We start from the raw sequence: 25,056 nt of genomic DNA, 5'->3' as shown, positions 1-25,056 counted from the left end.
CTTAAGCTATGTTTAGAAGTAAGAGTTATGTTATAATTGATTTTTAAATATATTGCATGAAGATAATTCTCAATTGAACAATATTCATAATACAGTTTGAAAGGTGGGGGAAATATGCCGAAATCTATGACCTATATAAAGGGATATATGGGAAAGTGGCTTTTTTTTGCAACAATTATTGGAATCGCAGGAGGTTTGTCCGCACTGGCGTTAAATACAGGGATTACATGGATTTCTGCCATCGGCGAAAAATTCCCGATATTTTTAGCGCCGGTAATGGGTGGAGTATTGGTTATGTTCATCTTTCAAATTGATGACCAAATCCTGGGGTCAGGAACCAACAAATATATCCTCAGCGTAAATTTATATCAAGGAAAACTAAAAAGCAGAACTTGGGTATCTAAGCTCTTGGCCTCTGCGGCTACCATCGGTTTTCGAGGCAGTGGTGGAGTGGAAGGGCCTATGCTTCTTATGGGAGGAAGTATCGCTAATACCCTTACAAAACTTCCCTATATGAATCGCTGGATCGATAAGGAAGATCATCGTATCCTGACGGTTTGCGGGGCAGCGGGGGCTATTGGCGCCATATTTCGATCCCCCTTGGGGGGAGGGGTCTTTGCGGCGGAACTCTTATACCGGACATCACTTCATTATCATGATGTGTTCCCCGCTATTCTATCTTCTACTATGGGATTTGTAATCTACAGTACTTTAGGGAATACAGAGCCGATTTTTTCCATCCCTGCCTATATACCGAATCCTTCTAATGTTTTATATTTTGTGTTGGCAGGGGTTTTGGCTGGATATGCATCGCTGCTTTTTAAAATACTGTTTCACCAGGTAGAAAAGATGGGCAATTATTTAGAACAGAAAGTTTCAAGAAAATACCTTCCGATTTTAGGGGGAGTCTTGACCGGGACTGTTTTGATGTTTTTTCCCGATGCAGGCGGTACAGGGTCCGGATTTATTCAGGCCTTGATCGACGGTTCCTTTGCAACACAATTTTTATTTTTTTTACTGACAGCTAAAATTTTAGCTACGGCTTTTACGGTAGGTCTTGGTGGCAGCGCCGGTCTTGTTATTCCCGCCCTGTTTATAGGAGCGGTAACCGGTGGAATTCTCGGGAATTTTTTTGCAGTGGAAGGCTCCGGACTGGCCTCCTCTTTGGTAATCTCCGGAATGGCTGCAAGTTTGGCGAGTATCGCTAACGTTCCCATAGCCGCATCGGTTATGCTGATTGAAATGGTGGGATTTCAAGTAGGGGTACCGGCTGTCATCGGCAGTGTGTTGGGATATATTGTAGGGCAAAGAAAAATCGTTTACGGAACCATGCGAAGTCAGGATCCGAATTTTCGAACAGGAAAGGATTTTCGTAAGGTCGATCGGTACTTTGAGGAATAATAAAGGTCTGAGGTCTATATTTTCTTAAAAAGATTGATAATATAAAAGAAATTTGGGTAATACGTAACAGACCCTAATATTCTTTTGAGATATAAGGCATAACTTAGGAGGAAGTAGATGACTCGAAATCGAATATTCCGACAAATGGTTTTTAGTGTTATTGTCCTGCTGAGTACATTAAAATGGTTCTTTTTAGCATCGATTGCCGGGATTTTGGTGGGCCTGGCTTCTGCATTTTTTTTACTAACCCTTGATGCGGGAATCACCCGTGTATCTCAGTGGAATTATTATTTTCTTTTAATTCCCTTGGCCTTTTTCTTAAGTGTGTTATTGGTAAGAAGGTTTGCTCCTGAAGCCAAGGGCCACGGTACGGAAAAGGTAATCGAGGCCATTCATAAAAATTCCGGTGACATGAATGCAAAGGTCGTGCCGGTAAAACTGTTAGCCACATTGATTACCTTGATTTCCGGAGGTTCTGCGGGAAAAGAAGGACCCTGTGCCCAAATTGGTGCCGGAGTGGCTTCTGTATTTGCAAAAATTACAAGGATGAATACGATCGATCGGAAGAGATTTGTTTTATGCGGTATCAGTGCAGGTTTTTCTGCGGTGTTCGGAACTCCCATTGCGGGAGCTATTTTGCGGGAGAAGTTATTTTTGTAGGGAAATTTTCTTATCGGGAGTTTCTTCCTTCCCTGATTGCTTCTTATTTCAGTTTTTTTGTTACTCGGTATTTAGGGGTAAAACACCTAATTTATGAAATCGATTTTGTTATTGAAAGTGAACTGGCCCTGACATTTCATATGCTGGCCCTGGGAATCTTTATCGGGATTGTGGCCATTGTTTTTATTACGATATTAAACCTCATTGAAGGGGGAATCGACAGGATCCCCCTAAGTCCCTACCTAAAGGGAATTCTTGGAGGACTGGTATTGGTTATTGTGGTCTTAGCCAGCGGGTCCTTGGATTATATTGGACTTGGTACCCATGTGATTGACGACGCCTTGGCAGGAAACATTATCCGCCCCGGTTCTTCATTTATCAAGATGATTACCACCTCCGTAACCCTGGGTTCCGGCGGGAGCGGAGGCATACTTACGCCGATCTTTTATATCGGCTCTACCGCAGGGAATTTATGGGGACAGATTGTGGGGAAAGATTTAGCGCTGTTTTCCGCTGTGGGCATGACAGGGTTTTTAGCGGCAACGACCAATACCCCCCTAGCGGCAATATTGTTAGGCATCGAACTCTTCGGAGTAAGAGCCGGTTCTTTCGGAGCCATTGCCTGTGCCGTAAGTTATTTGATTGTAGGACACATGAGTGTTTATCCTTCCCAGGTACTATCGGAAAACAAAACATTTTTTACCGAAACAGAAACGAATTTGGAGATGGGAAAGGTGGATCGCAGTGATTACGTAATTCACGATCCCTTTCTTCGGAAAATTATCAATCGCATAAAATATTATCTGGATAATAAAAAAAGATGAGTAAAAAGTATATAAAGCAAGGAGGAGGATGGAGTGATCTTTGGCGAAAACTTGGGTTTTTGGATTGCCTATTTTATCATATACAGTTTTTTAGGTTGGCTTTTGGAAGTCATCCATGCCTATATAGAAAGAAGAGAGTGGGTAAACCGAGGTTTTATCAAAGGGCCCTTCTGTCCGATTTACGGTTTCGGAGTTCTGCTCCTGTTGGCTATGCTGTCTCCGATTCAGGAGAACGGGTTCGTACTCTTTTTAGGAGCGGTGATTTTAATCACTCTGCTGGAGTTTGTTACGGGATTGGTTTTAGAAACTCTTTTCGGGGCAAAGTGGTGGGAGTACCAGGATGAAAAATATCACATCAAGGGATACGTCTGTCCGAAATATTCTCTTCTTTTCGGAGCGGGGGCCCTGTTCACCATAAAATGGGTTCATCCTCTAGTGGTATCCGGGGTTGAAGGAATCCCGCCGATTTACTTACAGGCCGGTACGTTAATGATCCTTACTTATTTAGTGGTGGACTTCATTCAGACCGTTTTGGAAATCATCGGACTGAATCGACTGCTTAGGGACCTTCAGCAAAAAATGGAGGAACTACAGCAACTGGAAATACGGGAAACCCTGTTGAAGGAGCGAAAAGAAAAGCTGGGGAAAATGGAAAAGCAGGTAGAGGAAATAGAAGTTCGGATGAATATGATCAAAGAACATTTCAAGGAGTTGAGAATCGAATACGAAGCCATGCTCAGAGCAGGGATGGGCCGTTATCGAAGAATCTTAAAAGCCTTTCCGAAGTTCCGGTCCAAACGGTTTCAAAAAGGATATAAAAAGTTGAAAGAGCGCTTTCGGAGTTTTAGAAACGGAGAGCAGAAAAGCGGGAACAATAAATAAAGTTGAGAAATTGCGGAAAGCCGGGAAAATGTCAAAAAAAGAAAATGAAAAAAGTGTAAGGAGATCCTCTCCCTGCACTTTTTCCATTTTAAGCTTCCATAGGCAGGACGTAAAAATACATCAGGAAAAAATGGAATAGACTGCCCAGCATGACGAAGATATGAAAGATTTCGTGGAATCCGAAATGCTTTGTGGTGATATTCGGTCGTTTCAAACCGTAGATGATGGCGCCCACACTGTAAAAAATTCCTCCCAGAAGCAGATAAAAGAAGCCGCCGAAGGACAGGGCCTGATAAATCGGGATGATGGCCACCACCACCAGCCAGCCCATAATTAAATAGATGCCCGTGGAGAACCACCGGGGGGCATTAATCCAAAAGGCCTTTAGAAAAACCCCTCCCAGGGCAAAGGTCCAGATGCCCAACAGCATTCCCGTGCGCCACCAACCCTCCAGGGCCAGCAGGCAAACCGGGGTATAGGTGCCGGCAATCAAGATAAAGATCATCATATGGTCAATTTTTTTCAGGGTACGGATCCCTTTTTCCGATAAAGGAAGCAAATGATACAGGGTACTGGCGGTGTAGAGTAAAATCAAACTCAGTCCGAAAATGGTAAAGGCCAGAATATGCATAGGTTCCCCCTGCCGGATCGAATGAACCAGTAAAAAAATCATTCCGATCAGTGAAAGTACAGCTCCTGCCATATGGGTAAAACCACTGACCGGCTCTCGAAACACTTTTCCCAAAAAAATCCCTCCTAATCATTTCTTATCTAATCTATCTTTTAGTATAACATAAACGATCTAAGGAAAATCCCAGGAAAAAAGAAATTAATAAAATGTGATTTTTGCCACAGTATTCCCGGAGGGGGTCCCGTATACTGAGGATAGAAAATGAAATCCGAAGAAAAACCGGTTGGACAAAAAGGGCAATCCCCAAGGGAAAGGACCAGGGTTTTAAGGATTGAAAATAAAAATCAGGAGGAATCATAATGATAACGAGAGATATTGTACAGATTGATGAGGCCAAGTGTGTAGGGTGCGGACTGTGTATCCCGAAGTGTCAGGAAGGGGCCTTAAAGATTATCGACGGAAAAGCAAGACTCAGCAGTGAAGCTATGTGTGACGGGCTGGGGAAATGTCTGGGAAGCTGTCCCATGGACGCCATTACCATTGTGGAACGGGAAGCCCAAAGCTTTAAAGAAGACCACGAAAACCATGAAAGCAAGGAAAACCATGAAAGTCATGGAGGACATCAAGGTCATCACGGGCACAGCCATGGTCATCACCACGGGCACCAACATCATGATCACCAGGGCCATAGTCATAAAAAAGCCCATCCCGCCAAGGAAGCCACAGGATGCGGATGTCCCGGCAGTGCCATGCAAAACTTTGAAGAAGAAGTCCACGAGGAAAATATCCAAGGGGTATCCAGTGAGGATATGGAAGTACGTATCAAGCCCCAGCTAAAGCAGTGGCCGGTGCAGCTCAGTCTGGTTCCCGTGGCAGCGTCCTACTTTAAAAACTCGGATCTGTTGGTTACCGCGGATTGTGTACCCTATGCCTATCCCAACTATCATTTAGAGCTGTTAAAGGGAAAAAGTGTGGTCATCGGCTGTCCGAAGCTGGACAACAATCAAAGCTACGTAGCAAAACTTACGGAAATTTTTAGAGAAAACGATTTGAACAGCATCACCGTAGCTCATATGGAAGTCCCTTGTTGCAACGGGATTGTTTGGGCCGTGGAAGAGGCCTTGGAAAAATCCGGTAAGAACATTCCCTTAAACAAAGTGGAAATCAGTGTTCGTGGACAACGGAAAAATTAGGATTGTGACATACTCCTTAAATAGGGTATACTATATATAGTACAAAAAGATCAGGGCTTAGGATAAGCCCTTTTTCTTTGAGCAAAACCGAAGAGATAAAGGTAGGTGACCCTATGGCTTCAGCAAAAGAATATCTAGAACGGATTCCCATGTTTTCAGGACTGAAAAAGGAAGAACTGGAGCTGTTATCCAGGTATGAAGTGGAAAAGACGTATCAAAAAGGAGACGTCATTTTCATGGAAGGGGATCCCGGTAAAGCGGTATACTATATTAAGTCGGGAAAAATCAAACTCTACAAAACCTCCCTGGAGGGGAAGGAAGTTACGTTGAATATTTTAGGCCCCGGCAGTATTTTTGCGGAGGTAACCATGTTCAGTGAACGGGACTATCCCGCCACGGCCATGGTGTTGGAGAATGCTTTAGTGGGGATGATTCGAAACGATGATCTGGAAAGAATCGTACGGGAAAACGGGAACATCGCCCTCAGTTTAATCAAAGAGCTGAACCAAAGGCTTTATTATGCCCAGATGAAAATTAAAGATATGGCCCTCCATGATGTCAACGGTCGGGTGGCCAAGGTGCTGTTGGACCTGGCCTATCGTTACGGTAAAAAAAACAGCCGGGGAATTCAAATCGACTTGAAAATGACCAAAACGGAAATTGCCAATATTGTGGGAACCTCTCGGGAAACCGTCAGTCGATCCCTCAGTCAGTTAAAAAATGACGAAGTTATTGATATGAAGGGAAAACTGGTGTACATCAAATCCTTAGAGGACTTGGAGGAGCTGAGTTTATAGGGGCAACGGCATTTCCGTTGTCAGGATAAAAAGGAGGATCACTATGGGTTTTTATGAAGAGTTCAGTAAGTATTACGACTTGATTTTTCAGGCGAAGAAGCCCCAATTGGATTTTATTAAAAAACGGACCCCGAAGAAGGGAAAGATCCTGGACGTGGCGGCGGGGACCGGGAATCATGCCCTTGCCCTGGGGGAAGAAGGGTATGATCTTCGGGCGGTGGAATACGATGAGACCATGCTTGAGGAATTGGAAGAAAAGCTGGAAAAGCGAAACATAGAGAAGCGAAACCTAGAAAAAGAAAATCTCGATGTTATAGCCCGCCGGGGGGATATGAAAGAGATTCGAAGCTATTACCCTGAAAATTTTTTTGATACCCTTTACTGTATCGGAAACTCCCTGGTGCATCTGACCACGGTGGAAGAAATTGAACAATTCCTGGAAGGGGCCTATGCAGTATTGAAAACTGAAGGGACATTGATTATTCAAATCATCAATTATGACCGGATTCTAGACCGGGCTATCAAAGAACTTCCCACCATCATCAATGACCGGAATCCCGAGCTGAAGGCGGAGTTTATCCGGAAGTATGAAAAAATGGAGGCATCCAATCTCCTGGATTTTCATACCCGGCTGACCATTGAACAAAGAGGGGAGAAAAAAGTCTTTGAAAATCATACGCCTCTGCTGCCGATACGCCATCAAGAATTAAAAGATTTGTTTGAACAAGCAGGGTTTCGTAACATTGAATCCTATAGCAATTTCATGGAGGAAGACTATGATCCTCAGGGGCAGCCCTTGATTATGACGGGGAAAAAATTATAAATTGACAAGATTTCCGGAGTATGCTATGCTACATTAGAATATAAAGAAATCCCTTGCGGAAGAAAGCGGGATTCCTGATACCTTTAAAAAGGTCCCGAGAGGCCTAAAGGAGCGATATTAATGATGAATCACACAAAAAAGCGACAAGGCTTTGCCAATTGTGTTACCGGAAAATCCTATAGGATAGACATTCAAGACAATACAGGTTTTTTATAAACCTGCTATTGTCTTTTTATTTTTGTCTGAAACCCTAAAGTACCGAAGAATTTCAGTGAGGAGGCTGCTTATGAAAACCATATTTAAGGAAGTACGGGTGCTGGACCCGGAAAGTGGAAGGGATGAAGTGCTGGATGTGCTCGTTGAAGGGGAAAGAATAAAAGAAATCGGAAAGAGTGTAGAGGCAGGGGAAGGTAAAATCATCGAAGGAAAAGGAAAGTGGCTGGTTCCCGGACTGATCGATGTCCACGTGCACCTTAGGGAACCGGGTTTCGAGTATAAGGAAACCTTTGTAACCGGCAGTCGGAGCGGCGCCATGGGAGGCTTTACAACCATGGCCTATATGCCCAATACCAATCCCGTAATCGATAATCCCGGAATCATAAGAGCGCTTGTGGAGAAAGGAAAAGGGGAAGGCATCATCAATCTTCATCCTGTGGGTTCCATGACCCTGGGCCAGCAAGGAGAAACCCTGGGGGACTACGGAGAAATGAAAAAAGCCGGGGCCCTTGCCCTCAGCGAAGACGGAAAAAGCGTGCTGGACAGCTACGTAATGAAACAGGGCCTGTTAAAGGCCCAAAACGAAGACCTGCCGGTGCTGGTCCACTGCGAGGACCCTTCCTTAGTTGCGGGGGGAGCCATGAACGAAGGGAAAAAAAGCAGAGCTCTGGGGATTCAAGGCATCCCCAACAGTGCTGAAGATGTGATTACCGCCCGGGATCTGATTCTCAGTGGAGAAACCGGAGCCAGGGTGCACTTATGCCATATGAGTACCAAGGGCAGTGTGGAACTTCTACGGGAGGCAAAGGCTAAGAATTCCCGAGTTTCCGGGGAAGTATCCCCCCATCACTTAACCTTCACGGAAGAGATCATTGACGGTATCGATACCAATACGAAAATGAATCCTCCCCTTCGCCGGGAAGAGGACCGACGGGAACTGATTCAGGGTCTTCAGGAAGGGGTCATCGATATTATTGCCACGGATCACGCTCCTCACAGTGAAGAGGATAAAAAGCAACCTTATGAAAAGGCTCCCTTCGGGATTGTAGGGTTGGAAACCGCCCTGAGCATTGGTCTGACGGAGCTGGTCCACACCGGGATTCTCTCACCGGTAAAATTCTTTGAAAAGCTTACCATCAATCCGGCGAAGCTTTTAGGCATCTCCCGGGGGAAACTGCAAGCAGGAGAGATTGCGGACCTTACCCTGATCGATCCCGAGGCCTCTTATGAGATCCGAGTGGAAAACTTTCAGTCCAAAAGCCAAAACACTCCCTTTAAGGGAAGGAAGGTAAAGGGACGGGCGGTCCTCACCATGGTTTCAGGAAACATTGTAATGGAAAACAGTAGGCTAAAGGAGGCAAATAAATGATTGATCAATTAATCGATTCCATTGAAAAACTGCAAAACCCCACGGTGGTGGGACTGGATCCGAGACTGGGATTTATTCCCGGTCATATTAAGGAAGAGGCCTTTGATCATCACGGAAAGACCTTAAAAGGAGCCTCAAAAGCTTTTTATCAGTTCAATAGAGAAATCATCGATGAAATTAAGGATATTGTACCGGCGGTAAAGCCCCAGGTGGCCATGTATGAGCAGTACGGTTATGAAGGGATCAAGGCCTACATGGATACCATAGAGTACGCCAAGGACCGGGGACTGATCGTAATCGGGGATGTGAAACGGGGAGACATTGCCTCCACGGCAAAGGCCTACTCCGACGGCCATATCGGACTGGCGGATGTTGAAGGAGAGAAAATTGAGGTGTTTAAAGAGGACTTTATTACCCTCAGCCCCTATCTGGGCTACGATTCCATCGAACCCTATGTTACGGATTTAAATCAGCGAAACAAAGGATTATTTATTCTGGTGAAGACGTCGAACCCCAACAGCAAAGAGATTCAAAACCTCACCGTTGAAGGAGAACTCCTCTACGAACGGGTAGCAAAGCTTTTAAAGACCTGGGGGGAAGCCGCTATGGGAGACCTGGGTTACAGCCGCATGGGAGCCGTGGTGGGGGCCACCCATCCCGAGGATGCAAAACGGGTCCGAGGGATTTTGCCCAATACCTTTTTTCTTGTACCGGGATACGGAGCCCAAGGGGCCACGGCGGAGGACCTGATCCCCAACTTCAATAAGGGGGGAAAAGGGGCGATTATCAACTCCTCTAGAGGAATCATCGCCGCCTATAAAAATGAAAAGTATCAAAAGGACTTTGATTCCAGGGACTTTGCCAAGGCCGCAAGAGCCGCGGCCCTGGATATGAAGAAGGATTTGCAGCGGGTAATGGACTAAAAGGAGGCGGATATAATGGATAACAAGAGCATCGAGAAAGCCTTGATACTGAAGAATGAAGCCTTAACCCCGGAGATTTATGAAATGGTTTTAGGGGTAAAAAGCACATCGGAGGCGACTCCGGGACAATTTATCAATCTATACTGCAAAGACGGCTCCCGCTTACTGCCTCGACCCCTCAGTATCTCAGAGGTGGACCAAAAGGCCGGTACCCTTCGCTTAATTTACAAGGTACTGGGGAGCGGAACCCGGGAGTTCGCAAAACTCCAAAAATATGAAGAAATCGACTACCTCGGTCCCCTGGGAAAGGGATTCAGCCTGGAATTTGCTGACGAAAAATCAGAAGAACAGGAAATCCTGATTATCGGCGGCGGGGTAGGAGTGCCCCCGTTACTGGAGCTTGCCAAGCAATTACAGGGAAAAAAGCGGGTGTTGTTGGGTTTTGAAAAGGAAAGCATTTTGGTTGAAGATTTTAAAAAAGTTGCAAGGGAAGTGGCGGTTGCCACAACCACGGGAGATGAAGGCATCAAGGGTACGGTGATGGACCTGTTGGAACAGGGGGAGTATGCTCCTGTGAAAATTTACAGCTGTGGACCCAAGGGCATGTTACAGGCGGTACAGGCCTGGGGCCGGGAAGGAAACATCCCTATGGAGCTCTCTTTGGAAGAGCGCATGGCCTGCGGGATTGGGGCCTGTCTGGTATGCACCTGCAAAACCCAGGAAGGGCCCCATGAAGAGGACTGGAATTATAAGCGGGTTTGTAAGGACGGCCCGGTGTTTAAGGGAGAAGAGGTGGTGTTTGAATGAGCAGAAGTGAGAAAGGACCGAATCTAACAGTAAAGCTATCCGGGGTGGAGCTGAAAAATCCCATCATGCCGGCCTCGGGGACCTTCGGTTCGGGAAAGGAATTCGAGGAGTATCTGAATCTGAACCGACTGGGGATGGTGGTGACCAAAGGGGTTGCCGACGTGCCCTGGAAAGGGAATGCCACCCCCAGGGTGGCGGAGACCTACGGGGGGATGCTGAACAGTGTAGGCCTGCAAAATCCGGGGAGCGACCATTTTATCCGGGAGGATATTCCCTTCCTGGAAAGCTATGACACGAAAACCATGGTAAACATCGCCGGTCGAAGCATCGAAGAGTACGTAGGGGTGGTTACGGCCCTTCAGCATCAGCCGGTGGACTTTTTAGAGCTGAATATTTCCTGCCCCAATATTAAAGAGGGGGGGGTGGCCTTCGGTACCGATGTGGATATGGCCTATCAAGTAACGAAAAAGGTAAAGGAAGCGGCAAAACAGCCCTTGATCGTGAAGCTCAGCCCTAATGTAACGGATATCGTGGCGGTGGCTAAGGCCTGTGAAGCCGCAGGGGCCGACGGCATCAGCCTGATCAACACCCTGTTGGGGATGAAAATGGACATTAAGACCCGAAGCCCTCTCCTGGCCAATACCTTTGGCGGGCTGTCGGGACCGGCGATCAAGCCTGTGGCCCTGAGAATGGTCTATCAAGTGGCCAGGGAAATCAATATTCCCATTATCGGCATCGGGGGAATCAGTACCTGGGAAGACGCCTTAGAGTTTATCTTAGCAGGAGCCACGGCAGTACAAGTGGGGACCGCAAACTTTCGAAATCCAAGGGCAATGATGGAAATTATTGAAGGCCTGGAAAACTATTTAAAAGAAGAAAACATCGACGGCATTGAGGAACTCATCGGCGCCGGTCATAAATAAAAGGAGGAAAAATTATGCTAAGTAGAGAGCGAATGATTGAAATTCTGGAGGAAACAGAAGTATTGCTTCGAGGTCATTTTTTACTGACTTCGGGGAAACACAGCAAAGAGTACATGCAATGCGCCAAGCTTTTACAGTACCCGAATTATGCCAAGGAAATCATCGGAGATTTGGCCAAGCGTTTTAAAGACCGGGACATTGACATGGTCATCGGTCCCGCGGTGGGGGGCATTATCGTGGCCTATGAAATGGCCGGACAGCTGGGGGTAAAAAATGTATTTGCGGAAAGAGAACAGGGAAAAATGACCCTTCGAAGAAACTTCTCCATACCCAAAGGGGCGAAAGTTCTGGTGGCGGAAGATGTGGTAACCACGGGAGGTTCCGTTCGGGAAGTCATGGATGTGGTACGGGAGCAAGGCGCAGAAGTAGCGGGGGTTGCAGTTATTGTAGACCGAAGCAACGGAAAAGAGGAATTCGGGGTACCCTTCGAGTCCGCGCTATCCGTAGAGGTCGTGGCGTATGAAGAAAAGGACTGTCCCTTATGTAAAGAAGGAGGGTCCAAGGCCTATAAACCGGGAAGTCGAAATATCTAAAGAAAAAACCGCCGGAAAAACCATGGTTTACCGAAAAGCATCAAATATCAAAGACCTGTGGGAAAAAAGGAGCCTGTCTCCTTTTGCCTCCCCCGGGTCTTTTTTTTATATTATCCGGGGCGGAGGGGATCAAGGATTCGGTGTTTTTTCTGTGGTCTTTGGAATAAAACAGGGTATAAAACTAATTATAAAAGTCTAATAAAAGGAGGGATGCCCTTGGATCCCTATATCAAAGCCTTCACAGGGAAAATCCATTTTCACCGGCACCGGGTTTTTTACGGCTCCAAAAGAAAGGTTATGACCTATGAAAAATGCCTAAAGAATTTTATTATTTACCGGGGGATAGGATTCGCCCGAGGGAAAATCAACCTGGGAACCCTGGACGTTTTGGAACTTCAAGGAAGTCTCCGGGGGAAGGAGGAAGCGGTGAATCGAAAGCTTATTGATAAGAAAATTGCTACGATCAATGAGCGAAATGAGTTCCGGAGTTTCTTTTTCTTTTTAAAAAAGGAGTTTCCGGAATCCTATCATCGCATTCCCTTTGTAAAAAGCGAACGACCGGATTTCATTCTTCGATACAACAATCAAATCCTGGGAATAGAGATTACGGAAGCCATCGACGGAGAAGATGCAAAGCAACGGGCAAAGGTTTATGAAAGTGATCTACGGGGAAGGAAACCGGGAGCCATTGAGCAGTATGTAGACAGTATCCCGAACCCCCCCTTGGATAAATCAAAGATCCCCATAGAAAGATTGATTGATAAGCGGGTGAAGGATAAACGGGAGAAGTTTGAAGAGTTTCAAAGGGTGGATCGAGAGATTCTTGTGATCCTTGCAAATCATGATGAGTTCCAGGATTCCAGGGATGAGGAAAAAGTACGAAGATTTCTGGAGCGAAAAGGCTCTTTGGAGAAGGCGCCCTTTACCCTGGTGGTGCTGAACTTGACCCGGGGGCTGTATGTACACTATCGATGGGATAAGGGCAAGGTAGTCCCGAATAAAAGTGTTGGGAGCCGAAAAAAAGCTTCCCGACCTATGGAAAGAAAGCTTGAAAAAAACCAAGGGAAAAATAAAAGGGAGTAGTTGCTGTTATTATTGCTATGAATGGTATAAATAGGGTATAATTATTAAACGGAAAAGTTGTTGGAATTTTTCCAAAACTACCGAAAAATTGCAAAGGAAGATGCATATGAAAATTGCCATTGTCTACAATCGAGAGAGCCAAGCGGTGATCAATCTTTTTGGAATTCCCAACAAAGAAAAATATGGGCTGAACACCATTTCCATGGTGGAATCCGCCTTAGTGGAACACGGTCATCAGGTGGAAACCTTTGAAGGGGATAAAAACATTATTCGGAAACTGGAAGAGTTCATGCCCCGGGTGGTTTCGGGAGAAAGACCGGGACTGGTGTTTAATTTAAGCTATGGAATACAAGGCAAAGGACGGTATATGCACATTCCCGGGATTCTGGAGATGCTGGGGATACCCTATGTAGGCTCCAATCCCGAGACCCATGCCATCGCCCTGGATAAGGTAATTACAAAAATGATTCTTTTGCAAAGGGGGATCCCTACACCGAAATTTGCGGTTTTGGAAAACCCCAAGGATGAACTCCGGGAAAAATTAACCTACCCCTTAATTGTAAAACCCAAAAGTGAAGCGGTGTCCTTCGGCTTGAAAATCGTTCGAAATCCCGAAGAATTACAGGCGGGGGTGGAAAATATCTACAATGAGTTTAAAGCCCCGACCTTAGTGGAAGAATACATTGAAGGGCGGGAGATCAATATCGGTCTTCTGGGAAATGAAGAAGTGGAAGCCCTGCCTCCCGTGGAGCTGATTTTTGGAGAAGGGGAGAAAATTTTCACCTTTGAGGATAAAACCCAGAAAAGCGGAAGAAGCGTGGGACGGGAATGTCCGGCGAAGTTGACTCCGGAACTGGAAGAAAAGGTAAAGACATTGGCCATTCGAACCTTTAAAGCCTTGGACTGTTATGACAGCGCCCGGGTGGATTTTCGAATCGATGAACAGGGCAATCCCTATGTGCTGGAAGTAAACTCCATGGCAAGCCTGGCCCCCACCGCCTCCTATGTTTATGCGGCGGAAAAAATGGGCCTTCCTTATAATAAATTGGTGCAACGATTAATAGAAGTGGCCTCCCAGCGGTACTTCGGTTCTATTCTGGAGGGACCGGGAGACGGGGTACAGGACTATGAAAGCACGGCTTTTTCCTATATCACTCAAAATCGTGACAGCATGGAAAGTGAACTTCGTTCCTGGACCAATATGTACACCGCCACCGACGATCCCGTAAGCAAGCAGGCTTTTATACGAAAACTGGATTATCGACTGAGAAAGTTAAAGTTGAAAAAGAACGCCCACTACACCGATGGAAAAGCCGCATGGTTTTGGACCGGTAAAAAGGGATTCCAAGAGGGAACTGTATTTGTGATCCCCATGGATATCCCGGGAAACCGGGGAGCCTATCCCATACCCTTTAGGAAAGAGCCGGAAAATCTTTACGGCGAGGGGATTGCCTCTAGCCGGGCAGGGCTGATCTCGGTGCTGAAAGCCTTGGATGCACTGAAACACCTAGGTCGGATGGAGGATGGCAATTTTGGAGTGTTTGTTTATGGGGATGAAGGCTTAGGGATGCGCTACAGTTCCGAGGTTTTAAAAAAAATAAGCAAGAGAGCGAGAAACATCATTGTCATGCATCCCGGCTATAATGATAATAAAGTGGTGAACCAGCGAAGGGGAACCATAAAATTAAAAGTGGTGGTGGAGGGAAGCTCCCTGAGGATCGGAAGCCAAACCACCGCGTCCAATGCCCTGGACTTTTTGTTGGATAAGTCCGTGGATATTAAAAAGATCGATAAAGAAAACAAATACCTGACCGTAGCGATCCAGGATATTCAGTCCAGCCGATACAGCATGCTGATTCCCCACCGGGTGGGGGCCAATATTTTCATCACCTATATTGATGAGGAACAGGCGAAAAAAGTGGAATCCCGGGTACGAAAACTTTTTCAAACGAAGAAAAAAGGCATTAAAACCTTTATCGAGAAACTGGAAGAACGGCCGCCGATGCTGAAGACCAAAGAAAGTGAAGGGCTGATAAGGGAGTTCCAGGAAATTAGTGAAAAGTGGAAGATTCCCTTTGAAGCGGAATCCACCTTGCTTCCTTCCGCCGCGGGGGTGGTCAGCAAGGACTGTGCCGTGGTTTGCGGCATGGCTCCAAGTTCGAAAAACCTGTACACACCGGAGGAATCCATCAGTCGAACGGAACTGGTGCAAAAGACCTTATTGATCAGTCAGTTTTTACTCAAAGAATAGGTTGAATCAAATCCATACCGGCAGTAAAACGTCTACCTATAAGGGGTAGGCGTTCTTAGTCTACAATAATTTATGGAAAAGAAGAATAGACCTTGGAAGAGGAGAAAACTAAGAAAGAGGGATGGTTATGGAGAAAAAACAGGCGCCGGTTTATCGTAGTAAAAACGGAATGGTTTCATCGGCTTCAAAGCAGGCGACGGAAGTGGGAGCAGAAATTTTGGCTAAGGGGGGAAATGCCTTCGATGCCGCCACGGCGGTATCCTATTGCTTAGGAGTTACGGAGCCCCAAGCATCGGGCATCGGGGGACAGTCCATGGCGGTGGTGTATCTCGCGGCAGAAAAACGGTATTTTGCCCTGGACGGTTCGTCTATCGCTCCCTATCATTTTCAACCGAAGGATATGCCGAAAAAACCGCTGAAACTGGGACTTAAAGCCACCACCCTTCCGTCCACACCGGCGTTTTACGGCTATTTGTCGGATAACTACGGTACCCTGCCCTTAAAGGAACTGTTGGCTCCCGCAATCAAAATGGCAACCAAGGGCTTTCCCGTCACCCCCTTGATTCACTCGTTAATTGAACGGAGCAAAGAGGAGTTGAAGAAGGATCCCCAAGCCAAGGAAAATTTTCTTCCCCAGGGAAAACCCCTGAAAGCCGGAGAGATTCTTATCCAGCCGGAACTAGGGAAGATGATGGGACGCATGGGGGAAAAGGGTTGGCAGGACTTTTACACCGGGGAGATCGGAAAGGAAATCATTAGGGATATGGAGGCCCGGGGAGGACTGCTTACCGCCGAGGATTTAAGTCAAATACCGATACCTATCGAGCGCCCGGTTTTGGAAGGCAAATACCGGAAATACGGTATCATTACTTTCCCGCCTCCGGGAGCAGGACGGGTATTGATGCAGATCCTGAATATTTTAGAAAATTTCACGGAAGAGGACATTGACTTGGACAGCCCTTACGGAAGCCTTATTTTAGCCCTGGCTTTTCAGCTGACTCTCAGAGACCGAAAACAGATGCCTCAAAATCCCGATATTTACTTTCAACAGTCGGCTCGCAAAATGACCAACAAAAAGTACAGTCGGGAGGTCACGGAGAATATTCGCAGAATCATTGATAAATATTCCGAGACGGTCAGTCATCTTCCGCCGGATACTTCCGGAGAGACCACTCACTTTTCCGTGGCGGACGGGGAAGGGAATATCGTGGCGGTAACCCAATCCATTGAATTGGTTTTCGGTGCCAAACGAACGGCTCAGGGGTTAGGCTTTTTTTATAATAATTACATGAGCGCCTTTGAGTACAAGGACCGAACCCATCCCTATTATCTGCTTCCGGGAAACAAACCCTGGAGCAGCGTGGCCCCCACCATTGTCACTTCCAGAAAAAAGCCTTTGCTGGTACTGGGCAGTCCGGGAAGTGAGCGGATCTCCACGGCCCTCAGTCAAGTCCTTCTTCGGTATCTCGATGGAAAACAGGATCTCTCCCGGGCTATTGAAGAGCCCCGGTTTCATACCTCGGACCTGAAAAAAATGCAGCTGGAGAAAAAGCGGTTTTCCAGGGAAATTGAAAGCACCTTTGAGGAAACGGGATTCGATATCCGCCGCCGGGGATCCTACAGCTTTTATCTCGGTTGTGTCCAGGGAATTGAACTGCCTCATAAAAAGAACGGATACCAATTTTATGGGGTGGCAGACCCGAGAAGGGACGGAGCGGCGAAGGGACCGGAGTGAAAAAAGGACGTCTCATAAGCGGTAGGGGATAAGGCGTAGAGGAGAAACCCTTAGGAAACAGGCAGGTTTGTAAAATGGGAACCGGACAGGCTGAGAGGAGAGAAAAAATTGAATAAGGAAAGATTACCGGTTATAATATCCATACCCCATGGGGGAAGTGTTGTGCCGAAGGAGGCCCGGGAAAGCTTTCAGCTGGAGGAACAGGAAGTTTTACGGGACGGGGATACCTGGACCCGGGACATTTTTGATTACAAAAAGAAGGTCTTGGCCTTGGTGGATACGGAAATCCCCCGGGTGGTGATCGATTTAAATCGAGAAAAGGAGGATCTGCCTCCGAAAAATTTTGACGGTGTGGTAAAGAGCAAATCCGTGTTTTTGAATCCCGTATGGAAAAATCCCCGGGGACCGGAGGAAAACCTGCGCAGGACCTTGATTGAAAAATACTACGATCCTTATTACCAAAAGGTTTTAAAAGCTCTGGAGAATCCGGAAATAAAGCTTGGGATAGATTGTCACAGTATGCTCCCCGAGGATCCCTTTGATAAAAGGGCGAAAAAAAGACCCCTGTTTTGCATCAGCAATCGGGGAGGTCTCAAAGGGGAGTGGGTAAAGGCCCCCCTGAGTGCACCGCCGGAAATGCTGTTGGCCTTTAAAGAATTGCTAGAGGGGGAGTTCGGAAAGGAAAGCGTACAGATCAACAATCCCTTTACCGGGGGCTATATCACCCGCTATTTTGGAATGAAAAAGGGGGTGCCCTGGATTCAACTGGAGGTAAACCGGAGTCTTTATCTTCCCCCCAAAGGACCGATAACTTCCACTCCCCGAGGGGAGCACCGGGAACGGGTAGATATGCTGAGTCATGGGATTTTCAACGGAATCAAAGGACTGAAGCTGTAACGAAAAATAAGCTGAAGATGACAAAAACTCCGTCCCGCTGTCATCCTGACAGCGGGACAGCGGATGACAGCGGGACGGAGTTTTTGTCATCTTTTAAAATGAACTTTTTGCCGGCAGGCACGTTATATTTAGGGAGAGGGTAATATGACGGAACGGGAATTGATAAAAAAAGCCCAGGCGGGCCATAATTCGGCGTTGAATCAGCTTCTTCTGGACAATTATTCAATACTGAAGGGCTATTTAATCAAGCTCACCCTACAGAAGGAACTGGCGGAGGACCTTACCCAGGAGACCCTGTTAAAAGCGGTGACCAAAATTCAGGACTATGAGCCCCGGGGAAAGTTCAGCACCTGGTTGATTGTTATCGGAAAAAATCTCTACTTTGATTATTTGCGTAAAAACAAAAATCTTCGAAACTATGAAGAATATGATTCCGTGGAAAAAAACAGGGTGGGAAACCAAGAGGCCAGTGCGGAAGACCATGTGATCAGTGGTTTAACCTTTGAGAAAATGCGAGAGACCTTAGGAACGCTCAGTCGGGAAAAACGCAGTGTGTTTATTTTGAAGCATTATTACGGATACTCCTACAAGGAGATTGCAGAAATCGAACAGTGCCCCATCGGCACTATACGTTCAAGGTTACATAACAGCATAGAGGATATCCGAAGGGTCATGGAAGAGGAGGGGTTGGATGGATTCTAAATGTAGAAAAAACCAGGAGAAAATGCTGGACTGGTTTTATGAAGAACAAGAAGAAAAGAACTGGGATTTTGATCATGTCCGGCAGTGCAGGGCATGTCAGGGGTATTATGAGAAACTGGGGACAATAGAGCAGGAACTGCCGAGGGAGCCCCTGGAGTTTCAAGCATCGGAGGCTTTCATCCGGACCCTGGAGGATAAGGTTCGGGAAGAAGGGGTCCGGAGAGGGGAAAGCCGGGATAAAAGACGGATGTTAAAAGAACTGGGAGCTTTTCCCGCGGTGGCTCTTTTCCTTTTGCTTGCCATGGGCAGCCTCTTTTACTACGGCATCGGCCCCTCCTTTATCCAGGTGCAATTGACTGGGCTGATATTGTTTCCATTGATCATTCCTATTCTGGGAGCCCTTGAAAAGAATCGACAGCGGGGACGTGATATTTATGGCTCATGATTTATCCGAGGTACCGGTGATCCTTTGGGTATTACTGGGGAGTGTTTTGCTCCTCCAAGGCTCCTGGATGTTTTACGACGCAAAAAAACGAAGGGAATATCCCTGGATCTGGGGAATTTTCGGACTGCTGAACACCCCCACAAATTTGCTGATTTACCTGGTGGTCACAAGAATCATCAAAAAGAAAAAAACCTGCCCCCACTGCGAAGGGATGGTGGAGGAAAAGGCGGTGTACTGCAGTTACTGCGGTGAAGAAATTCCCGGGAATCGAATGGAGGAAAAAGGAAAATAAAAAGATACCCATAGCATCAATGAAAATTGATTATATGGGTATCAATGTTTATAAATAGAAACTAAATAGCTAAAAACTAAATAGAGCTTAAATGGAGTCTCAGAGCTTTGCAACAGGCCTCAGGTAACCGGGGGAAAACCCCGGTAAAGAACTTCAAAAAGAAGGTGAGAACAGTGAAGATTGAAATAACGGAAAAAGCTAAAGAGTACGCCCTAGAAGTGAATAAACCCGTTATCATCCGATACGATAAAAAAGGCTGATGCCACAGCGGCTTTCGCTATGTCCCGGTGATTGACTTTAGCGAGGGCAAGGATAATCTGGAAGATTATCAAAAGTATGAAATTCAGGGAATTACGATGTATATCAGCAAAAAAGCGGAATTGGATAAGGCGTTGGAGGATGAAAAAATCCACATCGATGTAGCACAGTTATTGAAATGGAAAAAGCTTACCGTAGAGGGGTTGAAGGTGGTATAAGCCCGAAGACCCCCCCGGTATGAATGAAAAGGATCCTTTGAGTGTTGTCAAAGGTTCCTTTTTTGATTTCTTCTGTCAAACCGTATAGCGCTTTCCCCGTATAAACGGGATCCAGGAGAATTCCCTCGGACCGGGCAATATGTTGCAGGAAATGCCACTCTACCTTTCGACTCTTTCCGTAACCCTCGCCCACATAGCCGTCAATGATTTGAATGTTCTCCGGTGCGAACAAAGGGTGGTCAGCCTCCGGGATATGGGTATCCGGGATATGGGTATCCGGGATATGGGTATCAATGTAAGGGATCGCTTCTTGAAGTATAAGAGATATCCGATGTTGAAAGGTTTTGGCGTCGGCGGCGATATTAAAGCCGATGATTTCCCCCGGGTAGTCATACATCGCCTTTCCTAAAATCAGCCCTCCCAAGGTGGAACCGGAGCCCGTAGGCACAACCACGGTGTCAAAGGAAAAGCCCAGGGCCTTTTCCTGCTGTTGAATTTCCTCAATCACATCCCGGTAGCCGAAGCAACCGAGACCGTTAGAGGCTCCTTCGGGAATGATGTAGGGGGTTTTGCCTTCCTGTTTTAATTGGGTGGCCAGCTCCTCCAGGATTTCCCCCCGGCGATGCTGATAGTCGGCTTCGCTGATCCGCTGAATATCCGCTCCGAATAGATGATCCAGCAAATAATTGCCGATCATTTCCGGTTCCCGGTTTTCTTTGAGCACCAAATATACGGGAATCCCCAGTTTAGCCCCAAGAGCGGCGGTGGCCCGACAGTGGTTGGACTGGATGGCGCCGCAGGTAATCAGGGCATCGGCCCCTTCCTGTAAGGCTTCTTCCATTAAGTATTCCAGCTTTCGAATTTTATTTCCGGAAAACTCCAGTCCCGTTTGATCATCTCTTTTGATATAGATTTCGGGACCCTCTAAGGACTTGCTTAATCGATCAAGCTTTTCAATTTTTGTAGGCAACGTGGCATAGGATCGTTTGGTTGGCATAATGACCTCCTTACAATTTCGGTTTACAGAATTTCCATGGTCTTGATCCGTCGAATGGTTCCCAACAGGCAGAGGGCGGTTAAGACAAGCGTACTTACCAACACCGGAGCCAGGGAAGACCAGTCAAAGAAAAATTTCGCGCTCTCCTCTATTAAACCGTAGGGAAGGAAATTTTGCAAGGCACTGAAATTATTCAACAGAGGAAAAACCAAAAAGGAAACAAACAGGGTCAACAGTACAGAGGGGATGCCTTTTTGGATGAGACTGATGAAAAAAAACAATAGGGATAACAGAAAAATAAAGTACAGAGCAAAAAGCAAGGCCCCTTGCAGCACTCCCGGGAGATCGAGGCCGGTGTATTCAAAGAGCATCCGGCCGTAAAAATTATTAACCATAAAACCCACCAGGGTGGCAATCCCAAGGCCGGTTCCGTAGAGGAGAAATTTTGATAAAACCAGGGTTGTGGCACTTCCCCCTTTGCTTCGGGGAAGAATCCAGTATTTTCGTTGTAGCTCCTGGGAAAGGGTTCCCATAATCGTCAGGGTTACCACAATCAGTCCGATCTGGGAAAGATTGGCCATATAGCTCCGGAGAAGTCCCTGCTGGGAGGTATCCATCATCCCCATCATGGCAGGATCAAAGCCTTCACTTTCAAGAATCATGGGAAGCATGCGGTACAGTATCGGCTCCATCAGCCCGAAGAGGATGTAGGCGATGAAAAGGATTAATAATCGATAGGTTCTTAGATTTTCAAGCATCTCTTTTTTAAAATAAGCGGAAAAGTTTTTCATTTTCCATTCACCACCTTCACAAAAATATCTTCCAGACTGGAGCGTTTCAGGGACAGGGAAATCATCGGCAGGGAAAATTCACTGAGGACTTCCAACAGCTTTCCCTGAGCTTTTTTTCGATCATGAACATAAAGGGTCATATGATTGTTATTGATATTGATTTTATCCACCCAGGACTGCTGCAGGAGGGGCTCCTTAAGGGCGCTGCAATTGCCCTCCCATTGAATCTCATAGACCGGCTGCAGGTATCTTTCCTGGAGGACTTCCAGACGTTCTTCCAAATGGATGGTGCCTTCGTGGAGAATGGCAATGCGGTCACAGATTTTTTCCACATCGCTTAGAATGTGGGTGGACAGAAAAATCGTGGTCTTTTCATCCTTGAGGCCCAGGATGATGTCCAAAAGCTCCCGTCTACCCTGGGGATCCAGGGCCGAGGATGGTTCGTCAAGAAATAAAATCTTCGGACGGTTGTAAACCGATACCGCAAGCCCCAGCCGTTGCCGCATCCCCCGGGAATAACCGCCGATTTTTCTTGAGGCGGCTTCCGTTAAGTCCACCAGTTGTAAGAGTTCCCGGTTTCTCTGGTCAATGTCTTCCCTAGGATAGCCGCTGATCTTTCCGATGTATTCCAGGTACTCGATCCCCTTCATATAAGGGTAGAACTGAGGGTCCTCGGGAAGATAGCCGATGATTTTTTGCAGTTTTTCGATGTTGCTCTGTAGGGGGAGTCCGTCAATGATGATTTCTCCCTCTCTATAGGAGGTAAGACCTGTAAGAATGTTCATGGTGGTGGTTTTCCCCGCACCGTTCTGGCCCAGGAATCCGTAGATTTCTCCGGGCTGAATGGAAAAATCGATGCCCTTCAGAACCTCATGTTTTCCGAATTGTTTTTGTAAGTTTTTCACCTGTATCATGTTAGTGCTCCTTTCGTCCGAATAGTAAAAAGGCGATAGGCCCCAGGGTGTTTATCAAAAGCACGATGGCAACCCACCATAGTTCGGAGAGGTTACGTACCCCCCGATTGCCGATGATGGAAAAGCATAAAATCTTCAAACCCAGCTCCAATAGCACTAAGGGGACAATCATTAAAACAATTTCCATGGTTTCCAGATTTCCGAAAAATTCCTGCATCACTGAATCAACCTCCGATTTCTTTATTAATAAAACGAAAAAAAGTGGAAAGAAGTTCATTTTTTTAAAAAGAAATATAAAACCCGGAAGAAAAAAAAGCATCCCCGGAAAGTAAGGGATGCTTGTGGGAAGCAAAGGGTATGAAGCTATTCTTTCTTTTTCGTATCCACCGGGATCTTTTCCGCTTCGCCAACCCAGGCGCCGGCATTTAAATCAATTTTGTTATTCCACTTGGCAACCACACTGGTTACGGATAAGTCTCCGGCAATGTTGTTCATGGTTCTAAAAGCATCCAGAATCGGATCCACTCCGGCGACAAAGGCCACAACACCCAGAGGCAGTCCGAGCTGTGTAAGAACCATAGAGAGCATGATCAGACCCGCTCCCGGCACACCGGCAGTTCCGATACTGGCCAGTACCGTGGTGGTTACAATGGTCAGTTGTTGAGCAAGGCTTAGACTCTCGCCGATCAGGTTGGCGGCGAAAATCGCGGCAACCCCTTGGTACATGGCGGTACCGTCCATGTTAATGGTAGCCCCTAGGGGTAAGGTGAAGGAATAAATACTCTCGTCAATCTTTAAATTATCCTCCGCAGTTTTCATGGTAATCGGTAGCACGCCTGCACTGGAACGGGTTGCAAAGGCCATGAGTAATGCTTCCTTGGCACCGCTGAGAAATCGCAGGGGGGATTTTTTCAAAATCAGGGTGTTCAGTATCAAGCCGTATACTAAGAAAATATGAAGGGCCACACCGATGACAAAGGCGGCGATTAATATGCCGAAATCCACTAAAGCTTCCGGGCCCGCATTTCCAAAAGTTGTAGCAAGGAGGGCGAAAACTCCGATAACACCATACTCCATAACCCCCCGAACGATTTTAAACATAACTTCGGAACCGGTTTCTGTGATGCTGAAAATGGTATCCACGCCTTTTTGTATTTCCGGAGTGGCGGTCTCTCGAAGGAAGGCCATACCGATGCCAAAGATAATAGCAAAGACCAGTACCTGAAGAATTTCCGCATCCGCCATGGCTCGGAATACATTACTGGGCACAAGGTTTAAGAATACATCAATCATTCCCGGTGCTTCCGAGGGATCCATGGTAAAGTCTCCCGGTAAGGTAAGACCGGTTCCCGGGCTGAAAAGGTTGGCCATAGTCAGTCCGATAACGATGGCTATCGCCGTGGTTAAGATATACAGCACTAAAGTTTGTCCACCTACACGACCCAGTTGATTGGGGGTAAGCTTTTTCATAGCGGTAATCAGGGTAAAGATGACGATGGGGATAACCACCATTTGAAGCAGTCTTAGGAATAAGGTTCCCAGGGGCTCGATCACGGTAATGGGTTCCCCCACAATAAGACCTACAATGATACCTAATACGAAGGCGATTCCCATTCTCTGAATAAAAGGTATAGATAAGTAACGTTTGAAAAAACCTTGTTGATTTGCCATAAACAACCTCCTTTAAAGTAAAATATTTGAATATTCAATTAATTATATCAAACTCCAGACCTAAGTACAATAAACTTTCGTTTTTCTTTAAAAGAATTTTCATGATATAATCAAGGGAACTAAAAAAAGTTTTGCAGGAATACTTTGTCAAGGTCCCCTTGGGGGCTTCGGTAATCATGAAAGGAGGGGGGAAAGCCCATGTTTTATTATCCGATTGACCGGGAAGTTGAAATGAGGTTGCTGGAACTAAAAGATGCGCCGAAGCTGTACCGGCTGATTCAGGAAAATCGGGGACACCTGAAAACCTGGCTCGGGTGGGTGGACAGTGTGAACAGCCTTCAGGATACCAAGCATTATATCAAAGTGGTGCAGAGTAAAATGATTGAAGGCCACGGATTTCAAAGCAGCATCCGGGTGAAGGATGAACTGGCGGGACTGGTGGGATTTCATAACTTCAGTAGCCAGAACCGTTCGGTAGCCATCGGCTACTGGTTGGGGAAGAAATATCAGAAAAAGGGTTTGGCTATTCGCAGCACCAAAGCCTTGGTGGAATATGCCTTTATGGAGTGGGATATTCACCGGATTGAAATACGATGTGCCGCGGAGAACTTCTCCAGTCAGCAGATTCCCGAGAAACTGGGGTTTCAAAAAGAAGGGGTGCTGCGTGAGGTGGAGTGGCTGTATGATCATTATGTGGATCATCAGGTCTATAGTATGATTAAGCGGGAATGGGAAGAAAAAAACAGGTAATGGAGTGAAA

The 25,056-nt window shown here is 46.4% G+C and carries 25 protein-coding genes and 1 pseudogene; 20 read left to right on the top strand and 6 right to left on the bottom strand.

From position 1 onward, the window contains the following. Positions 1-114 precede the first annotated feature (114 nt). The 3 genes and pseudogenes from ISALK_RS02700 to ISALK_RS02685 all read left to right on the top strand — a co-directional run bounded on the left by ISALK_RS02700 (position 115) and on the right by ISALK_RS02685 (position 3,767). Entirely contained in the window at positions 115-1,401 is a 1,287-nt protein-coding gene (locus ISALK_RS02700) for a chloride channel protein (RefSeq protein ID WP_160718772.1), read from the top strand. A gap of 117 nt (positions 1,402-1,518) precedes the next feature. Further along, positions 1,519-2,885: pseudogene (locus ISALK_RS02690) on the top strand (chloride channel protein). Between the two features lie 33 nt (positions 2,886-2,918). Further along, the gene (locus tag ISALK_RS02685) at positions 2,919-3,767 is read left to right on the top strand and encodes a putative ABC transporter permease (protein ID WP_160718766.1); all 849 of its coding nucleotides are present in this window, start codon (positions 2,919-2,921) and stop codon (positions 3,765-3,767) included. 88 nt (positions 3,768-3,855) lie between these two features. Here ISALK_RS02685 and trhA read toward each other — a convergent pair whose 3' ends face one another. After that, positions 3,856-4,512, bottom strand: a complete 657-nt coding sequence (gene trhA, locus ISALK_RS02680; protein WP_160718764.1) for a PAQR family membrane homeostasis protein TrhA — start codon at positions 4,510-4,512, stop codon at positions 3,856-3,858. 245 nt (positions 4,513-4,757) lie between these two features. Between trhA and ISALK_RS02675 the strand changes: the two genes are divergently transcribed. The 16 genes from ISALK_RS02675 (at position 4,758) to ISALK_RS02600 (ending at position 19,923) form a co-directional block, all read left to right on the top strand. Then, the gene (locus ISALK_RS02675; RefSeq protein ID WP_160718762.1) at positions 4,758-5,591 is read left to right on the top strand and encodes an ATP-binding protein; all 834 of its coding nucleotides are present in this window, start codon (positions 4,758-4,760) and stop codon (positions 5,589-5,591) included. A 113-nt stretch (positions 5,592-5,704) separates the two neighbouring features. Continuing rightward, the gene (locus ISALK_RS02670; protein ID WP_160718760.1) at positions 5,705-6,388 is read left to right on the top strand and encodes a Crp/Fnr family transcriptional regulator; all 684 of its coding nucleotides are present in this window, start codon (positions 5,705-5,707) and stop codon (positions 6,386-6,388) included. A gap of 43 nt (positions 6,389-6,431) precedes the next feature. Then, entirely contained in the window at positions 6,432-7,211 is a 780-nt protein-coding gene (locus ISALK_RS02665) for a class I SAM-dependent methyltransferase (protein WP_160718758.1), read from the top strand. A 286-nt stretch (positions 7,212-7,497) separates the two neighbouring features. Further along, complete coding sequence (locus tag ISALK_RS02660; RefSeq protein WP_160718756.1) at positions 7,498-8,796, top strand: dihydroorotase; 1,299 nt, start codon at positions 7,498-7,500, stop codon at positions 8,794-8,796. Further along, positions 8,793-9,719 carry an orotidine-5'-phosphate decarboxylase gene (gene pyrF / locus ISALK_RS02655; protein WP_160718754.1) on the top strand — a complete coding sequence of 309 codons (927 nt, stop codon included), beginning with the start codon at positions 8,793-8,795 and terminating at the stop codon, positions 9,717-9,719. Before ISALK_RS02660 ends, pyrF begins: the two co-directional genes overlap by 4 nt. Positions 9,720-9,734: 15 nt before the next feature. Next, the gene (locus ISALK_RS02650; RefSeq protein ID WP_160718752.1) at positions 9,735-10,526 is read left to right on the top strand and encodes a dihydroorotate dehydrogenase electron transfer subunit; all 792 of its coding nucleotides are present in this window, start codon (positions 9,735-9,737) and stop codon (positions 10,524-10,526) included. Then, positions 10,523-11,449 carry a dihydroorotate dehydrogenase gene (locus ISALK_RS02645; RefSeq protein ID WP_160718750.1) on the top strand — a complete coding sequence of 309 codons (927 nt, stop codon included), beginning with the start codon at positions 10,523-10,525 and terminating at the stop codon, positions 11,447-11,449. Before ISALK_RS02650 ends, ISALK_RS02645 begins: the two co-directional genes overlap by 4 nt. Positions 11,450-11,463: 14 nt before the next feature. After that, positions 11,464-12,042 (top strand): orotate phosphoribosyltransferase, encoded by a 579-nt coding sequence (gene pyrE, locus ISALK_RS02640; protein ID WP_160718748.1) that lies wholly within the window; start codon positions 11,464-11,466, stop codon positions 12,040-12,042. A 216-nt stretch (positions 12,043-12,258) separates the two neighbouring features. Next, positions 12,259-13,125: a hypothetical protein gene (locus ISALK_RS02635; RefSeq protein WP_160718746.1), complete on the top strand. Its 867-nt coding sequence runs from the start codon at positions 12,259-12,261 to the stop codon at positions 13,123-13,125. A gap of 106 nt (positions 13,126-13,231) precedes the next feature. Beyond that, entirely contained in the window at positions 13,232-15,376 is a 2,145-nt protein-coding gene (locus ISALK_RS02630; RefSeq protein ID WP_160718744.1) for a M20/M25/M40 family metallo-hydrolase, read from the top strand. Positions 15,377-15,503: 127 nt separating this feature from the next. Then, positions 15,504-17,111, top strand: coding sequence for a gamma-glutamyltransferase (gene ggt / locus ISALK_RS02625; protein ID WP_236660234.1), 1,608 nt, complete (start codon positions 15,504-15,506; stop codon positions 17,109-17,111). A gap of 108 nt (positions 17,112-17,219) precedes the next feature. Beyond that, a complete protein-coding gene (locus ISALK_RS02620) occupies positions 17,220-18,008 on the top strand; it encodes an N-formylglutamate amidohydrolase (RefSeq protein WP_160718740.1) in 789 nt (262 codons plus the stop codon). Between the two features lie 144 nt (positions 18,009-18,152). Continuing rightward, positions 18,153-18,710, top strand: a complete 558-nt coding sequence (gene sigY, locus ISALK_RS02615) for an RNA polymerase sigma factor SigY (protein WP_160718738.1) — start codon at positions 18,153-18,155, stop codon at positions 18,708-18,710. Continuing rightward, positions 18,700-19,155, top strand: coding sequence for a hypothetical protein (locus tag ISALK_RS02610; RefSeq protein WP_160718736.1), 456 nt, complete (start codon positions 18,700-18,702; stop codon positions 19,153-19,155). The genes sigY and ISALK_RS02610 overlap by 11 nt, the downstream gene beginning before the upstream one ends. After that, complete coding sequence (locus tag ISALK_RS14910; protein ID WP_201756825.1) at positions 19,145-19,447, top strand: zinc ribbon domain-containing protein; 303 nt, start codon at positions 19,145-19,147, stop codon at positions 19,445-19,447. Before ISALK_RS02610 ends, ISALK_RS14910 begins: the two co-directional genes overlap by 11 nt. Before the next feature lie 287 nt (positions 19,448-19,734). Then, on the top strand, positions 19,735-19,923 hold the full coding sequence (locus ISALK_RS02600) for a CC/Se motif containing family (protein WP_160718734.1): 189 nt from the start codon (positions 19,735-19,737) through the stop codon (positions 19,921-19,923). On the opposite strand, the gene ISALK_RS02595 is transcribed toward ISALK_RS02600, so the two are convergent. The 5 genes from ISALK_RS02595 to ISALK_RS02575 all read right to left on the bottom strand — a co-directional run bounded on the left by ISALK_RS02595 (position 19,895) and on the right by ISALK_RS02575 (position 24,296). Continuing rightward, positions 19,895-20,920, bottom strand: coding sequence for a D-cysteine desulfhydrase family protein (locus tag ISALK_RS02595; protein WP_160718732.1), 1,026 nt, complete (start codon positions 20,918-20,920; stop codon positions 19,895-19,897). The genes ISALK_RS02600 and ISALK_RS02595 overlap by 29 nt on opposite strands. Before the next feature lie 23 nt (positions 20,921-20,943). Then, positions 20,944-21,711 (bottom strand): hypothetical protein, encoded by a 768-nt coding sequence (locus ISALK_RS02590; protein ID WP_160718730.1) that lies wholly within the window; start codon positions 21,709-21,711, stop codon positions 20,944-20,946. Continuing rightward, positions 21,708-22,625 carry an ABC transporter ATP-binding protein gene (locus ISALK_RS02585; protein WP_160718728.1) on the bottom strand — a complete coding sequence of 306 codons (918 nt, stop codon included), beginning with the start codon at positions 22,623-22,625 and terminating at the stop codon, positions 21,708-21,710. Before ISALK_RS02585 ends, ISALK_RS02590 begins: the two co-directional genes overlap by 4 nt. A 1-nt stretch (position 22,626) precedes the next feature. Then, positions 22,627-22,842: a PLDc N-terminal domain-containing protein gene (locus ISALK_RS02580; protein ID WP_236660244.1), complete on the bottom strand. Its 216-nt coding sequence runs from the start codon at positions 22,840-22,842 to the stop codon at positions 22,627-22,629. Between the two features lie 146 nt (positions 22,843-22,988). Then, complete coding sequence (locus ISALK_RS02575) at positions 22,989-24,296, bottom strand: dicarboxylate/amino acid:cation symporter (RefSeq protein WP_201756824.1); 1,308 nt, start codon at positions 24,294-24,296, stop codon at positions 22,989-22,991. Between the two features lie 198 nt (positions 24,297-24,494). Between ISALK_RS02575 and ISALK_RS02570 the strand changes: the two genes are divergently transcribed. Next, on the top strand, positions 24,495-25,046 hold the full coding sequence (locus ISALK_RS02570; RefSeq protein WP_160718722.1) for a GNAT family N-acetyltransferase: 552 nt from the start codon (positions 24,495-24,497) through the stop codon (positions 25,044-25,046). Positions 25,047-25,056: the final 10 nt, after the last annotated feature.

The sequence above is a fragment of the Isachenkonia alkalipeptolytica genome, from assembly GCF_009910325.1.
GTDB classification, from domain to species: domain Bacteria; phylum Bacillota; class Clostridia; order Peptostreptococcales; family T1SED10-28; genus Isachenkonia; species Isachenkonia alkalipeptolytica.
The sequence above is the reverse complement of the archived record's forward strand: the minus strand, read 5'-3'. Positions and strand labels throughout refer to the sequence as shown.